Genomic DNA, 15329 nt, shown 5'->3' on the forward strand with positions numbered 1-15329 from the left:
CAATACCTTACAACATGGTACCGCCTGAGGCCTCAATGCGTTGGCCGTTGATCCATCGGGCATCTTCTGTGCATAAAAACGCGATCAAACCTCCAATATCCTCGGGTTCCCCTACCCGGCCCAAAGCCGTTACACTGGACACCATTTTTCGTTTTTGCTCGTTGGACTTGTTCTCCCCATTCCCAAAATCGGTTGCAACCGCACCAGGTGCTACCACATTGGCCCTGATTTTTCGTTCGCCAAGCTCCTTGGCCAAATACCGGGTAAACACCTCCACGCCACCCTTCATGGACGCGTAGGCCGAGGATTTTGGAAAGGTGAATCGGGCCAAACCGGAGGAAATATTGATAATGCCACCACCATCGTTCAAATATTTTAAGGCCTTTTGGGTCAAAAAATAGACGCCCTTCAAGTGAATGTTCATCATTTCGTCAAAATCCGCTTCGGTAGTTTCCAAAAATGGTTTGTAAATGCCCGTTCCAGCGTTGTTGATGAGAAAGTCAAAGTGGGTGCTCCCCATGGATTCTTGAAGACCCTCTTCCAATCGGCCATAAAAGGCATCAAAAGTGGAAACATCGCTTGTGTCCAATTGCAGGGCAAAGGAATTTACGCCCTGTTTTTTTACTTGTGCCACCACGTCCTCCGCTGCAGCTTGGTTGGAGTGATAGGTAATGACGACATCCAAACCTTTCTTTGCAATCTGCAGGGCCATATCTTTGCCCAGTCCCCTACTTCCACCAGTGATTACCGCTATTTTATTCATGCCCATAGTTCAATTGTTTTTGGTTTTCAAAGTTAGCAACCGTTTATCTCCAAAGGTGTCGATGGATATTCCGGTCAGATCCATTTCTTTATCATCATCGGGCCATAAGATACACTCTTTTATAATCTCAAAGCGTATGGTCGACTATTGAAATGCATTTGGGGACGTTTTAAAAAATATTCGATTACGTCCCCAAGCCCATTTATTTTCTTTTGTGCGCGGGTTCCCAAATCAGTCTAAGAAAGGAGCTTAAACGCTCATTTTCGCGACTCACAGGAATTCCCCCAACGATACCGATCATAAGATTATCGGCTATACCCAATCTCATCTGAGGTCGTATGGTCATGTCAAAATCCCTTCGGTCCATGGTCTTGTTGAATTCCACTCCAATAAAATTTCGGGTACCCGTTATCATATAATGAAAACTGGTATTGATGTCGTACGTGGTGTGAAACTTTTGGGTCTCAAAATTTTGCGCTATCATGGGACCTGTATAGATTAGGGAATGAATATTGGTCCCCCATCGCTTTGCTACGACCAGAAAAGGATTATAGACATTTCCTGAAATTAATGGTGCCCCAAAATTTCTAAAGTTGGACAGTTCAAATTCGTTGATGTATCCCAAAGCCATGGAAGTGGCCATAGGTTCGCTCACAAAAAAGGACCATTGCGCAGCTATCTTTATACTGTTTAATTTGTTTGAAGGCAACGAATCCCTTTGGGTACCGTTTAGGGGCGAGTAAAAAGTGAATGGCAGCTCAACTTCCAGTCCCAACCGATCCATGGGGGCCCATTCGTACTCGATCAAGGCTTCGTAGGAATCAAACTTTAAATTATCTGTGAGTCCCAGCCCTAGGTTCCATTCCTTTTCTCCCCTTCTGGCACCCAGATCACGGATAAGATCAATATAAAGAGGTTCCGCATGCAGTACCTTATCGGGTTCTTTTTGGTTTTCCACCTGTTGAATATATAAACTGTCTTTTTCGGCATTTGAAATTTGGGCCATGCCAGTGGCCGAAAGTGTCCATACGAAGAAGAACACCCCTAATTTTTGAGTTTGCATTTTTAATTTGTTAAAGCATTTGAAAATAATCCCATGTCGCTTTTGCGATGGGAAACCAGTGTGCTGAAAAACAAATTAAACCTTGGGCGGAGGTGTAATCAATTGACCAAACCCGTGGGGCAAGTGCATTTGATAATTGGGAAAGGTCTTTATAGCGGTTTCAAAATTCGAAGTATCCAAACCATATTCAAAAAAGAATGCTGAAATAAGATTTATTTTCACCTTGGAAGAAGTATTGTGCTCCTCCGTATCCGGGTCATCAAATTCCTCAAAAGCTTCCTCAAAACCCAATAACTGCTCCACCACAATTTCCACAATACTCTCTTGGTCATTAAAGGCAAGATTTTCTGGAATATATTCTGGCTTTGGGTCTATGGTATCCACACTAATGTTCAAAAGGTACACTCCCATGAAACCCCATAGAAACCTTATATAAACGCTATTTCTTAATTGACCGAACACGGGCCAAAATTACGATCCCGGCTAGACTTACCAAATGTTTAACCCATTTTTAACGTCAAGGGGTCTATGTCAGATCATCGGGCTCTATATGAATAAGGACATGTTCCAGATAGGGTATGACCTCCTTGAGATGGCCCTCTATTTCATGCCCTTCCCGTCTTCAAGAGACCGATTTACATTGATAGTTTTAGGTAAGGGCCTTTGCCCTTTCCGATGTCGCTATTTTTAAAGCCCATAGGATTTTATGGCACTTGCAATCTGTTCCTGTTCCGTAGTTTCAGGATACAACAGATATCTTGGGGCGATGATGGGTTTTACCTGTTCCCCGGTTATCTTCGTGATGGTCGAAAAGGGAAATTTCCCCTCGGTCATTTTAGTCAGTATCCCTTCCATTGCTTGAAATTCGGGATGGGTTTTTTGTATGATCTCAGCCTTGCCTTTCACCTGAAAGCCCTTTTGTACCAAAATATCCAGAAAGCTGATACATACCTTTGGATTCTGCTTTATGTTTTTTACCGATTGGGGCGAGGCGATGTTGGCCACGATGATACTGTCCTCTTGATATGCCGCAAAGATTTCCTTGGGGGAGACGTTGGGCAGGTTATCCTTGGATACCGTGGCCATCCAGCACAAGACGCTTTTGGCCATACATGCTTTGAGTTCTTCGGATAGTTTCATTGGTATGGGTTTTTACGTACGGCTATTATTCCAGCCTGCGCATCATGGTCATGGTTCGAGTTACCAATCGCCACCTATCCTCAAATTTTAAAAAGGTACTTGAGAATCGGATTTTCCCTGGAACGGGTCTTCCCATAATGGTTCCTTTCATATCCAAAACGCCAATAACGATTCCAGTATTCCCGGAAAGGATAACCTTATCAACTTGCACCTTGATCTCGGAAACATTTACATTATCAACTCCGTTTATCGCCTGATCTTTGGTTTCCAACATACCATTCCCTGCAATCAACACAAATCCTTCGGTAGCACATTCCTCCAAAGGCTTTGTATTCTTATTCAAGGTATACTCTTTAAATAAGCGTTCGTTCAATGCCTTTAACTCGTTTTGAGTTTCTTGATTCACGTCCTGACCCAGTCCCATAAATGGAAGCCAGAGCAGCAAAAAGATACTTGTTTTCATGGTAGTTATATTAAGGTTTAAACTCATTTTTAACTTCTTCATAGGTTTCCAAACAGGTATCCAAGTCGTTTCCGGTCGTATGGATGCATTCGCAGAATTGATATCCCGCTTCCTGGTTGGGGGCATCGGTGAATTGTTTTTTACAATCCTTTATCGAATTATGGGGCATCACTTCATGTCCGAATTCGGCGTAGGCCACAGTGCCCACCATCACCAAAAACACAAAACCCGCAAAAAGATAGGGAAATTTCCAACTGTATTTCTCCGGTTTTTGAAAGATTCCCAAATCCGAAAAGTAGTTCAGTGGCAGCAAATAGCGCACGCGGTCATAGTTCCAAACGATCAAAAATAGACAGGCCCACACCATGAGGGGCGCCGTGACATAAGCCCCCTCAAAACGTACCGCATAGGAGAGGATCCAAATATTTACGATTATGGGAAAGTATAAGAGTGCGCCCAAGGTCATGGTTCTGGGAATCAACAATAAAATAGCGGCCAAAATCTGTGTCACGCCAATAAAGGTGTAATAATAGCCAGTATGGTGCAGGGCCTCTAGATAGGCTCCCATGGGATGTATGATGGACAGGCCACTGGCGAAGCGTTCCCCTATGATCTTTACCCACCCGGCCACCAAAAAGGCAAAGGCCTAGGAAACCCAACAAAAAATGGAAAACAACCAATACCAGCGGTTGCTTTTTATGTAGATGTAGAACTGTTCAAAGTGGGCGAGCATGGACTACGTGGTTTCCGCACCAAGGTAGTGAAACAAAACATACTCGTAATAGGTAGAATTAAGTCGAAAAACAAGGTATTTCCAAGAGGGCCTAAAATAATTATGCCTCAAATCACGGAAGAATTTATTTGTTTTTTGCCTCAGTTCTTTGTTGGCAATTGGCTTTTAACTATTCTTTGGAAGCTTCAAGTCCCTTGAATATTAGATTTATTCCCCATTTCATGAGTTCTATAGAGTCCTTGTTATTTAAGTTGCATACGTCTTTAGTAACAATGAGAGGCTCAATACCCATCAGAATTGTAAATAAGTTCGAAAGATTCTCCTTTTCTTTTTGAGTAAAATTTGTTTCTTCCAGAGCCATTTTCAATGTCATCGTTCTTCTAGCACCTCTTTTGATAGTCGAAGTGTTTGAACCTAAAACAACACTAATGTATTTTCGAAAAAGATTTTCATGATCTAAGGCTAGTTTGTTATAATAGTCTTGTATTTCGAGAATCTTATCATGGATTTCATTGCCTTTTAGGTTATTAAATAAATTCTCTGGGCTTTCTGTACTAAAATCTAACCCAGCTTCTGCGGCCAATATGTCAATATTTGAAAAGTATCTATATATAGTTGCTCTAGAAATACCAGTTTTCTTAGCAATGTCTTCAAGGTTGAATTCTAATCCTTTATTAAGGTAATATTGGGCACTAGCAAGGATTTTATTTCTTGTTTCTAACTTTTGATTGGTTCTGCCAGAATTTAAATATCTTTTATTCATGAGACAAATATCTCACAAAATTTGGATTCAAAAAAATTTACTCTTATGTTTGTGAGACAAATATCTCATAAAATGAATAAAAACAATACAAAATGGGTACTAGGGCACAAGGTAACACCTCATGAAACCACTGGAGATTATGATTTGATGTTAGCTGAAACCCCTGCCAAAATGCAAGGTCCACCACCTCATATGCATAATTCATTTAAGGAATCATTCCTAATCATTGAAGGTGAAATGGAGTTTATGGTAAACGGACATGTTAAGGTTATTAAGGCAGGAGAATCAGTAGATATTCCGCCTAAGACGTTGCATACGTTTGCTAATAAAAGCGAAAGACCTTGTAAATGGATAAATATTCATAGTCCTAAAGGATTTAGAGATTTTTTCGAGCAAATTGGTGTTCCCGAAAATGAAGAAAATGCTGTTGAGAAATCACTTGCTCCAGAGATTATTAATGAAGTGATGGCTACTGCATCAGAATTTGATATGATTATCAAGATTTAGCTTATTGCCAACGGTTAGGCTATGATTTGTGGCGGCGTTGGAAATCGTTAGATTTCCAGCCGTGGCAAATCCAGCCGTTGATGGTTTTGTAGTTTCAAGTTAATGAATTGCAGCTATAAATTATAGCCTTTGTTGGCAAGCGTTTTGTTTTTTATTAAATCATTTATTATCAACACAGAAAATGTTAAACCAACAATCAGGGGCCATTTCCCAATAATACTTTCAAAATCATATTCCATCAACCATTCCGTGAAATTTCTTGGACTTACGAATAGCATAAAAATCAAAAATCCGGTTATTCCACACATTAGTAGTATTAACTTTCTTATTTGTCTGCTTTTATGAAGTCCTTTTAGCAACATTAAGAGTCCTACATATCCACAAATTCCGAGAATCATACTACTAATGGCAATCAAATAGTCTAAGGATAGTTCAGCATCCGATATCGCAAAATATATTCCAATAAAAGTTAATCCCAATAACCAAGTAGCAGGAATCAATCCACTAATTAGAATTACATAAAGTATTTGTTTCATTTAATGTTTGCCAACGGTCTCGTATAACCGTCAGTTACGGGTTTATATGCGTTAATTTTCGGTTTGACACTGACTTTAGCAATTCCGAGTGGATTCGGACGTAGTCGAATCCGCCGTAATTGCGGTTATACATTGTTGTACGCTGGCTTTTTATTCGTTCAGTTCTTTCCAACATTTTTGTACTTCTCGTTCAACTTCTTTTTCCATTTTTGGTAATTCATTCAGAACCCAGCTTTTACTTTCTTTGGTCAGATAATCTTTATTTTCAGTCAGTTTGAATTCCATTGCACTTTTGATTAATGGAATCAAATCTTTCGTTTCTGTGTCGCCATTCGCAAAATTTGGTCCGATTAAATATCCTAAAATGTCTTTCTCGTATTTTGGTTTGTAATGTAAAATGTGCGTTACAATCGGAAAATAGAAGTAAAAGAAACTATTGGTATTCGATTGATATTGAATTTTATTGAATTCCGAAATCAACAATTCAGATTGTGAGTCAGAAGTGTCAAAGTCCAATTCGCGAAGTAAATCAAAAGTCTTTTTCGCACTTGGTTTAATTTCTCCCATTCTCTTCAAGTCAGAAAATGCTTTTTCAAATTCCGATTTAATTTCTTTGTTCCTTATCCAATCTAAAATTTTCAATTAGTTCAGTTTTTAGCTTGCGTACAACGATGGCGCTATGATCTGTGGTCCTTTTTCAGGCTCATGCTTTTGGGCCATTGATCATAACGCGTGTTGGTCGTAGTTTTTTTTTAATTTTATTTTCTCCTAAAATTAGGAATAAAAACTACGGATAGTTTGCCATAAGACAATGACAAGGTCTCTTTTCTTCAAGATTCCCGTTTTATATTGATGTATACATTGCGTGTATGATCAGTCTAAAACGGAACCAAAACTCCCCTAAATGAATGAAAATGAACAACAATACCGCTTAAAATTTGACTTTCTCAAAATTTTTACCGTCCTTGTTCAAGTAGTTTTTAACGTTCCCAACGTTTTGATAGCGAGCTCTCAACGCTGATAAGCTAAACTACTTGGGCAATATCCGCCGGAAATGTCCGAATATTACCGTAATCCATTTTAAGACATTTAGCGTCCCCGATTTTTTAAGTACAATATACTTCACGTAACCCTTGAAGAAAAGAACGATGGCGATGGCAAATTACGATCAACGATTGTATATAGTAACAAGTTACTATATTTCTATTTTAGGGGAAGTGCTTTAAAAATCCTATAAATAATTGGTTGGTGCAAATAAAGTATTGGGTAATTAAAGGTATTAGGCCAGAACGGATTCTTCCTCCTCACTTCGTTCGACGTTAGAAGGACAGGAACGGGGAGGGTTTGGGTTCGATGATGGGTGCCAATTACAGCATACTGTCAGTTCGAGTGGCGTCCTGGAAGAGACGCTGTATCGAGAACCCTTCGGCTTCGCTCAGGGCAGGCTCCTTGTGTGTCCCGAAGCTTCTCGATACTAATTTTCTCGTGCCTCGAAAATTCACTCGAAGTGACAATAAAGCCATTCTTAGCCTAAAAGAGGCATCTGCCCTAGGACAGTTTCTTCCTCCTCGCTATGCGCGTCGTCAGAAGGACAAGAATGGGAGGTGTTCGTCGTCAGAATTATAATAAGTGCCGTGTTTTCATTCCTACACATTGTACACCCAAAAGCTCCACACCCCGGTCAGGGAGGAGTGTTTCGCGACAGCGGAACGGGGAGGGTCGGAGATTTGGTTCCGATACTTTTTCCATCGCCGAAAAAGTATCCAAAAAGGCTAGGCTGATTATGGGATACTTGAAATCCAAGCAGTCCTTGGCCCGCATCGCCCAGGCCGTTTCCGATTGCATCGGAATACTATTTGGGCGATTTCCTTTGGCCCAATTCCAATGCCTCCCGGATTTGCTACGCATCCCAAAATAGGCCGGTTTATTTCCTAACATAAATTTGTGTTACATGGCACTCTTTAACATCCAAAAAAGCTCCCCTCCCTGGTCATGGAGAGGTGTTCCGTGATAGCGGAATGGGAGGAGGAATTACGTCATTGAATTGCCCTAAAATCGGTAAATGTATAAAACGTAAAAGCCCTTCAAGAAAGGGCTTTTCTTTTTGAGTTAGTTTGGTTTTAAACCTTAGATTATCTGGAAGCCTTAAAGCTGTATTCATGCAACCCCTTAAAGGTATTATGCGATTCCTGAATACCAAAAATATGGCAGGTCTCCTTTGTGGAACGGACTACAGGTCTTTGAAAGAATAAGTGTTTGCTATCGGCGTGCTGGGTGGGTCTTTGAAAAGATTTCATAAAGCAAGGTGTATTAGATTACTACTATTTTTATCGATTTCCTTAGGTTCAAACCTCCCGCGGGGCGTACCTTCAAAATCACCGGAATGCAACCTCTTAACTACATATCTATCATTTTGTTACAACTAAATGTATTCAAAAAAATAGTCCGAGTCTGGAATTTGATTCGGCCATAAATAAGAAATAATACTCTATCAATTTCGGTGCGCCGATTTTATCAAGATGTAATTTTTTGGCTCGTTTTTTTGTCAACTAAAAAGAGATACTTTCCCAAATACCAGTTCCATTTTAGGAATAAGCTACAACGGCACCAAAATAAGCTGCTTTCGAGACTCAGAATCGCAACCAAAGAATTGAAAATTTTAATGGACTTGACTGGAAAAGGTCGATCTCAGACCGCCAAATCGTCCTTGATCACCTCGATAGAATTACTTGATTTACGTTCCAACAATGCAAACCCGAAGGTAAGTACTCCTACCCGTCCAATGAACATCAATACAATTACCATCAATTTACCCCATTGGGAAAGCTCGCTGGTAATTCCCGTGCTCAGACCTACGGTACCCAAGGAGGAAGCGACCTCAAAAAGGATTTGCCGTAGTTCGAAGGTTTCGGTAAAGGTCAGTAGAAAAGTAAACAGAAAAATGATGCTGGTATACAGAATGAAGGTGGACGTAGCCACATAAAGCCGTTCAAAAGGGATGGTCCTCTTGAAAAATGTTATCTGACGTTGCCCAAACAACCTACTTTTAAGCACGGATATCATCGCGGTCAAGGTCGTGATTTTCATTCCACCCGCCGTTCCCGAAGGTGATGCACCTATGTACATTAAAAATATGACCGATAACAAAATGGGGAGGCTCAATCCGCCCGTAGGAATGGTATTAAAACCCACCGTGGTCATGGCGGTCATGGCCTGAAAAAAAGACTCCGTCAATTTGGACTCGGACCCCTGAACACTCGGTTCCGCAAAATACACCAGCAGGGTCCCCAATCCCAATAGCAGTAAAAATCCATAGGTAATGATCTTAGTGGTAAAGGATAGTTTTTGGGACCGCCCGGTGATACGGTACCATATATCCGTAATCACGATAAAACCCAAGGATCCCCCAATGGCCAAAACGGATATAACGGTATTGATGAACACGTTGTCATTATATCCCTCAAAACTATCGTTGAACAGGCCAAAACCGGCAGTACAAAAGGCCGAAACACTGTGAAATACCGAAAACCAAATCGCTTTTAACGCTTCCATCCCTGATTGCCGAAACGCGATATAAAAACAAATAGCTCCCAGCACTTCCATGACCGTGGTAAAAACAACCACGCTCTTGATAAAATCCCTAATTTTTATGGTCTTGGGCATGGTAAATTCCGCCCCCAAAATTTTGTTGTGCCAGGCCGAAATGTTTCTCGTAGTGAACAGTAAATAGTATGTGGTCAAGGTCATGTAACCGATGCCCCCAATCTGGAACAGGGCCATGATGATGAACTGCCCAAAGAAATTATAGGAATCGTAAACACTTACCGTCACAAGACCGGTCGTGGAAATTGCCGAGGTTGAAATAAACAGATTGTCCAACAGGCCAACACTCGTTTTATGGAATATGGGAAGGGACAAAAGGCCAAACCCGATAACCGTATACAGAAAAAAACCCCACACCAAATTCATTTGGGGGGATTTGCTTACCTGGAACTTTTTATACCATCGAACAAGCTTGTCGATACGGTTAGTATGCTTTTTCATTCCATACATTTACGGCCTATAAAGGTACTTGCACAAACCCGATAAAGGGTGCTCATTAGCTAAACTTGAGCTTCCTTTCAATCGCCTTGATCATTTCATTGGCAATATCCTTGCCCGTAGCGTTTTCAATGCCTTCCAGTCCGGGGGAGGAATTTACCTCCAACAACAAGGGACCTTTGTTGGAACGGATGATATCCACGCCGGCGACGGCCAGATTCAAAGCCTTGGTGGCCTTTAACGCCAATTTTTTTTCCTCTTGTGTAATCTTGATCATGGACGCCTTACCACCTTGGTGGATATTGGCCCTAAACTCGCCCTTTTCCGCCTGGCGCTGCATACTGGCCACCACTTTACCATTGACCACAAAACAACGGATGTCCTGCCCGTTGGCTTCCTTGATGAACTCCTGAACAAGGATATTCGTGTTCACACTTTTAAAGGCATTGATCACACTTTCCGCTGCCTTGTTCGTTTCTGCCAAAACAACTCCTTTCCCTTGGGTACTTTCCAACAATTTGATGATCAAGGGCGCACCGTTCACCATTTTGATCAAATCCTTGGTATCCATGGGCGATTTGGCGAATCCCGTGATGGGAATATGAATATCGTTCTTGGAAAAAAGCTGCGATGCGAAGAGCTTGTCCCGCGATTGGGTAATGGATTCTGCCGAATTCTGACAATACACGCCCAAATTGTTGAACTGCCGTATCACCGCACAGCCGTAAAACGTAACGGCCGGTTTTATACGTGGGATGACCGCATCAAAATCCTTGAGGATGTTCCCTCCTCTATAACGAATCTCCGGGGAATGCGCGTCCAGTTTCATATAGGCCTGTTCCACGTTCAAAAATACGATTTCGTGGCCACGGGCCTCGGCCGCTTCCATCAACCTTTTGTTGCTATACAGGTTGGGGTTGCTTGCCAATAAGGCGATTTTCAGTCCGGTTTTTTCTTTGTAATAGGGTTTGTATTTTTCCGTAACCTCCTCATCTGTAAATTCCTGGATCTGATAATTTACCGCCGGGTTAACAATGTACCTATCCGTCAAGGCCTCACGCCCCAACAACATCCGGAACTCCATCGTATCCCTATTTGCCAGGGTCAGTTCTATATCAAAGGTGTTATCGCCCATGGTAACGGGCGTACGTACTACCAAGCGCTCCTCAGATATACCACTGGAACTTTTCACCATCCTACGGTCTATCAACCGGGCCTCGCAGTTGATGGCAATACTGCGGTTCTCCTGTAAGGGGTTCACCTCGAACTTTACCCATTCCTGGGCCCCTTTGTTCACAATCTTCAAATTAGTAGCCTGTATGGAGGAAGTCTTTGCCCCGGAATCTACCCGCGCCTTAATGGCCGGGACTCCCAATTCCTTAAAAACACACCATTCCTCGCTACCTATAATCTTCAAATTTTCCAATATTATTTTTTTCTTAGTTCAAAAATGTCCTTGCGGCGGTCCCTTAAATTCCGGACCGCTCCAAATTGATTGAGTTCCCTGAGCAAACTGATGTCCACATTGGCAATGAGAATCATCTCCGTATTGGGCGTCGCCTCTGCCTTGATTCCGTTCGTGGGAAAGGAAAAATCACAGGGTGTGAACACCATACTCTGAGCGAACTGAATGTCCATATTCTGCACATTGGGCAAATTCCCCACACTACCGGCAATGGCCACATAGCATTCGTTTTCTATGGCCCGTGCCTGGGCGCAATTGCGCACGCGGGAGTAGCCGTTTTGGGTATCCGTCAGGAAGGGCACAAAAAGAATGTCCACCCCTTCGTCAGCCAACAAACGCGGGAGTTCAGGGAACTCCACATCGTAGCAGATAAGTACGCCAATTTTTCCGCAATCCGTATCAAAGGCCTGCAACTTCGTTCCTCCCTGTAGCCCCCAAACCTTGGCCTCGTCTGGGGTCACGTGTAGTTTTTCATAGCGCTCCAAGGAACCGTCCCTTCTACACAGGTACCCCACATTGTAAAGCTTGCCGTCAATAACTTCTGGCATACTCCCCGCGATGATATTGATGTTATAGGTAATGGAGAACTCCGAAAATTTCTGTACTACCAAGTCCGTATGCTTCGCCAGTTCCCTAATAGCCTCAGAAGTACTTAAATGATTGGCACTGGCCATTAATGGTGCATTGAAAAACTCCGGAAACAAGGCAAAATCCGACCGATATCCCGAAACGGCATCAATAAAATATTCGGCCTGTTGTAATAACTCATTTATATCCTTGTACGGACGCATCTGCCATTGGATCAAACCCAATCTTACGATTGTCTTTACGGTTGTGGCCACACCTGTGGGCTTTTGATAGTAGATATTGTCCCATTCCATCAAAATAGCAAAATCATTAGACTCAACATCCCCTTCTAAATACCCTTTCATTACCTTGGAAGGATGAAAATCATTACTTATCTGAAAATTTAATACCGGATCGTGGATTTCCTTACGACGAACTAAATCAATGTACTGTTTGGGCGTATACTCTTTAATGTATTTGTGGTAATTGGGCATCCTACCACCAAAAACTATACTCTTTAGATTCAGTTTTTCGCATAGTTCTTTTCTGTAATCATAGAGCCTTCTTCCCAAACGAAGTCCTCTAAATCCAGGAACAATAAACACATCAATACCATAAAGTACATCACCGTCTTCATTGTGGGTATTGAACGTATAATCCCCTGTAACCATTCTATAGGTATGTTCGCCTTCAAACTTGGAAAAATCCACTATGATTGAAAGGGCACAACCTGCCAACTTCCCGTTTATCTTGATGACGACCTGTCCTTCAGGAAACGTGTTAATCAATTTTTCTATTTGTTCCAAGGTCCAAACGGCATTCTGCATGCTGGTGTAAGAGGAAACCATAGCTTCCTTCAATTCCTTATAGTCCGAAAGGCTAAGGTATTCCAGCTCAATATTTTCAATCTCTTCTATTTTCATATCAATTTTAGGAGTGTGTTTTCAACGGACTTATTCCGATAAAAAAGTATGGGTTTAGGCCTACAGGACCCAAACCCAATATTCATATTTAGTTTACTGACTTTAAACCGAAATCCAAAGACTAATCGTCGTCCTCATCGCCATCTACCATATCCTTTGGATCTGGTTCCATGATTGCGTCCGGATCGTCGTCGTCAAAATCCTCGTAGTCGTCCTCATCATAGTTTTCCATGGTATACTCCAACTTGGCACTGATCTTTACCAGGTATTTGGTATCCTCCGTTAGGACCTCCACCGCCTCGATCCGCTCTCCTTGGGCGTTTTTAAAGGATATGATGTTACGATCATCATACCCATCTGGATAGCGCTCCACTAAAAGCTTCAACACTTCGGGGGTCAGCTTCTTAAAATCTACGATTACTTTTTTTAAATGTGCGTTCTTGTCCATAAATAATTAATAGTCCAAAAGATAAGCAAAAATTAAAGGTGCAACAATGGTCGCATCACTTTCTATAATAAATTTTGGGGTGTCTATATCCAACTTGCCCCAGGTAATCTTTTCATTGGGTACGGCACCTGAATAGGAACCGTAGCTTGTGGTACTGTCGCTAATCTGGCAAAAATAGCTCCAGAAAGGGGTATCCGTGCGTTCCATATCCTGATACAGCATGGGCACAACACAAATTGGGAAATCCCCCGCAATACCACCTCCTATCTGAAAAAACCCAATTCCGTTTTCGGAATTATCGGTATACCAGTCTGCCAAAAAAGTCATATACTCGATACCGGATTTCATGGTGCTGGCCTTCAGCTCTCCCTTAAGTACATACGATGCAAATATATTGCCCATAGTACTGTCCTCCCAACCTGGGCAGATAATTGGCAAGTTTTTCTCCGCTGCAGCGTACATCCACGAGTCCTTCAAATCTATTTCATAATATTCCTCCAAAACACCCGAGAGCAACATTTTGTACATAAATTCATGGGGCAAGTAGCGTTCTCCCTTATCATCGGCATCCTTCCAGATCTTAAAAATATGCTTTTGCAACCTACGGAAGGCTTCTTCCTCTGGAATACACGTATCCGTTACCCTATTCAGTCCCTTTTCCAATAAATCCCATTCCTGCTGCGGCGTAAGATCTCTATAATTTGGCACACGCTTATAGTGCGAGTGTGCTACCAAGTTCATGATATCCTCTTCTAAATTGGCTCCGGTACAAGAAATTATCTGAACCTTGTCCTGACGAATCATTTCCGCGAAAATCTTACCCAGCTCCGCGGTACTCATGGCCCCGGCCAAGGAAACCAACATTTTGGCACCCTTGTTCAGTTGCTCCTCGTAGCCCTTGGCGGCATCCACCAAAGCTGCGGCATTGAAGTGTAAATAGTATTTTTCAATAAAATTGGAGATAGCTCCCTTATTCTTCGTCATCATTAAATTTTAAACTGTTGTTCGATTTATAGTCCACATCATAGGTATTGTCGTACTCCTCATCAGCGTCCTGGCCCATAAACTTATAACTCAACATCTTATAATACAACTTTGCGGCCACAAAATCCGAGGATTTTGCGGAAGGATTAGGGCAAAGTTCCACCAGATCAAAGCCTACCACGTTTTTCTCCTCAAAAACCTGTTTTAAGAACTCCAAGGTCTCGTACCATAAAAGCCCCCCAGGTTCCGGTGTTCCCGTAGATGGCATAATCGAAGGATCCAAAGCGTCCAGGTCAAAGGTAATGAATACATTGTCCGTCATGGCCTCAATGACCTTGTCCATCCAATATTCATCGGCCACCATCTCATGCGCGAAAAATGTCTTGTCCGCATCGATCAAGGTCTTTTCAATGGCATCCATGGAACGAATCCCTACTTGCACCAAATTGGTAGTCTGACTGGCCTCATGGACAGCACAGGCGTGATTGTATTTACTACCGGCATAGGAATCCCTCAAATCTGCATGTGCATCTATGTGTAGCACGGTAAGGTCGTCAAAGCACTCGTTAAAGGCGCGGATCGTACCAATGGAGATGGAATGCTCCCCGCCTACCAGTGTTACAAATTTATTTCGCTTTATATAGTCCTTGGTTACTTTGTGGACTTCGTTTACCATGGCCTCTGGAGAGGTGTGTCCGGCAATGGCATCGGCCAAGTAAATACCTTGTTCGTACACCTCGGTATCGGTCTCAATATCATAGCGCTCCATATTCTCGGAGGCTTCCAAAAAGGCCTTGGGTCCGTTGACCGTTCCCTTGCCCCAAGTCGTAGTGCCCTCGTAAGGCACAGGAATCAAAATAACCTTTGCGGTTTCCAGCTGTGCGAATTTGTCAGGTATACCTGCATAATTCTTTGATGTAGTCATCTTATTTA

Annotated in this window: 18 protein-coding genes; 1 reads left to right on the forward strand and 17 read right to left on the reverse strand. The window is 42.2% G+C overall.

Annotated elements, in window-relative coordinates; translation table 11 throughout:
* Window positions 1-7 precede the first annotated feature (7 nt).
* From F0361_RS04945 to F0361_RS04975, 7 genes are all read right to left on the reverse strand, one after another.
* Complete coding sequence (locus tag F0361_RS04945) at window positions 8-769, reverse strand: SDR family oxidoreductase (protein WP_154917473.1); 762 nt, start codon at window positions 767-769, stop codon at window positions 8-10.
* A 196-nt stretch (window positions 770-965) separates the two neighbouring features.
* Window positions 966-1826 (reverse strand): HAEPLYID family protein, encoded by an 861-nt coding sequence (locus tag F0361_RS04950; RefSeq protein WP_394349866.1) that lies wholly within the window; start codon window positions 1824-1826, stop codon window positions 966-968.
* Window positions 1827-1901: 75 nt separating this feature from the next.
* Window positions 1902-2237 carry a hypothetical protein gene (locus F0361_RS04955; protein WP_154917474.1) on the reverse strand — a complete coding sequence of 112 codons (336 nt, stop codon included), beginning with the start codon at window positions 2235-2237 and terminating at the stop codon, window positions 1902-1904.
* A gap of 276 nt (window positions 2238-2513) precedes the next feature.
* Window positions 2514-2966, reverse strand: coding sequence for a pyridoxamine 5'-phosphate oxidase family protein (locus F0361_RS04960; RefSeq protein WP_154917475.1), 453 nt, complete (start codon window positions 2964-2966; stop codon window positions 2514-2516).
* Window positions 2967-2991: 25 nt separating this feature from the next.
* A complete protein-coding gene (locus tag F0361_RS04965) occupies window positions 2992-3429 on the reverse strand; it encodes a nuclear transport factor 2 family protein (protein WP_161598202.1) in 438 nt (145 codons plus the stop codon).
* A 10-nt stretch (window positions 3430-3439) separates the two neighbouring features.
* Window positions 3440-4060: a DoxX family protein gene (locus F0361_RS04970; protein ID WP_246160807.1), complete on the reverse strand. Its 621-nt coding sequence runs from the start codon at window positions 4058-4060 to the stop codon at window positions 3440-3442.
* A gap of 271 nt (window positions 4061-4331) precedes the next feature.
* Window positions 4332-4925 carry a TetR/AcrR family transcriptional regulator gene (locus F0361_RS04975; RefSeq protein WP_154917477.1) on the reverse strand — a complete coding sequence of 198 codons (594 nt, stop codon included), beginning with the start codon at window positions 4923-4925 and terminating at the stop codon, window positions 4332-4334.
* Window positions 4926-4997: 72 nt separating this feature from the next.
* Between F0361_RS04975 and F0361_RS04980 the strand changes: the two genes are divergently transcribed.
* Window positions 4998-5432 carry a cupin domain-containing protein gene (locus tag F0361_RS04980; RefSeq protein WP_154917478.1) on the forward strand — a complete coding sequence of 145 codons (435 nt, stop codon included), beginning with the start codon at window positions 4998-5000 and terminating at the stop codon, window positions 5430-5432.
* A 113-nt stretch (window positions 5433-5545) separates the two neighbouring features.
* Here the strand turns inward: F0361_RS04980 and F0361_RS04985 are convergent, their stop codons facing one another.
* The 10 genes from F0361_RS04985 to speB form a co-directional block, all read right to left on the reverse strand.
* On the reverse strand, window positions 5546-5968 hold the full coding sequence (locus F0361_RS04985) for a hypothetical protein (RefSeq protein ID WP_154917479.1): 423 nt from the start codon (window positions 5966-5968) through the stop codon (window positions 5546-5548).
* Between the two features lie 150 nt (window positions 5969-6118).
* Complete coding sequence (locus tag F0361_RS04990; protein WP_154917480.1) at window positions 6119-6610, reverse strand: hypothetical protein; 492 nt, start codon at window positions 6608-6610, stop codon at window positions 6119-6121.
* Between the two features lie 978 nt (window positions 6611-7588).
* Window positions 7589-7906 carry a hypothetical protein gene (locus tag F0361_RS04995; RefSeq protein WP_154917481.1) on the reverse strand — a complete coding sequence of 106 codons (318 nt, stop codon included), beginning with the start codon at window positions 7904-7906 and terminating at the stop codon, window positions 7589-7591.
* Window positions 7907-8100: 194 nt separating this feature from the next.
* A complete protein-coding gene (locus F0361_RS18665; RefSeq protein WP_161598203.1) occupies window positions 8101-8265 on the reverse strand; it encodes a hypothetical protein in 165 nt (54 codons plus the stop codon).
* 391 nt (window positions 8266-8656) lie between these two features.
* Window positions 8657-10012, reverse strand: a complete 1356-nt coding sequence (locus F0361_RS05000) for a TrkH family potassium uptake protein (RefSeq protein WP_154917482.1) — start codon at window positions 10010-10012, stop codon at window positions 8657-8659.
* A 55-nt stretch (window positions 10013-10067) separates the two neighbouring features.
* Window positions 10068-11435 (reverse strand): 30S ribosomal protein S6--L-glutamate ligase, encoded by a 1368-nt coding sequence (rimK, locus tag F0361_RS05005; protein ID WP_193554872.1) that lies wholly within the window; start codon window positions 11433-11435, stop codon window positions 10068-10070.
* Between the two features lie 2 nt (window positions 11436-11437).
* A complete protein-coding gene (locus tag F0361_RS05010; protein WP_154917483.1) occupies window positions 11438-12964 on the reverse strand; it encodes a bifunctional GNAT family N-acetyltransferase/carbon-nitrogen hydrolase family protein in 1527 nt (508 codons plus the stop codon).
* 121 nt (window positions 12965-13085) lie between these two features.
* Window positions 13086-13412: a hypothetical protein gene (locus tag F0361_RS05015; RefSeq protein ID WP_138256359.1), complete on the reverse strand. Its 327-nt coding sequence runs from the start codon at window positions 13410-13412 to the stop codon at window positions 13086-13088.
* Between the two features lie 6 nt (window positions 13413-13418).
* Window positions 13419-14396, reverse strand: a complete 978-nt coding sequence (locus F0361_RS05020; RefSeq protein WP_154918496.1) for a deoxyhypusine synthase family protein — start codon at window positions 14394-14396, stop codon at window positions 13419-13421.
* Complete coding sequence (speB, locus tag F0361_RS05025) at window positions 14383-15321, reverse strand: agmatinase (RefSeq protein ID WP_154917484.1); 939 nt, start codon at window positions 15319-15321, stop codon at window positions 14383-14385. The genes F0361_RS05020 and speB overlap by 14 nt, the downstream gene beginning before the upstream one ends.
* Window positions 15322-15329: the final 8 nt, after the last annotated feature.

It is taken from the genome of Maribacter flavus (genome assembly GCF_008386635.1).
Taxonomy (GTDB): Bacteria; Bacteroidota; Bacteroidia; order Flavobacteriales; family Flavobacteriaceae; genus Maribacter; species Maribacter flavus.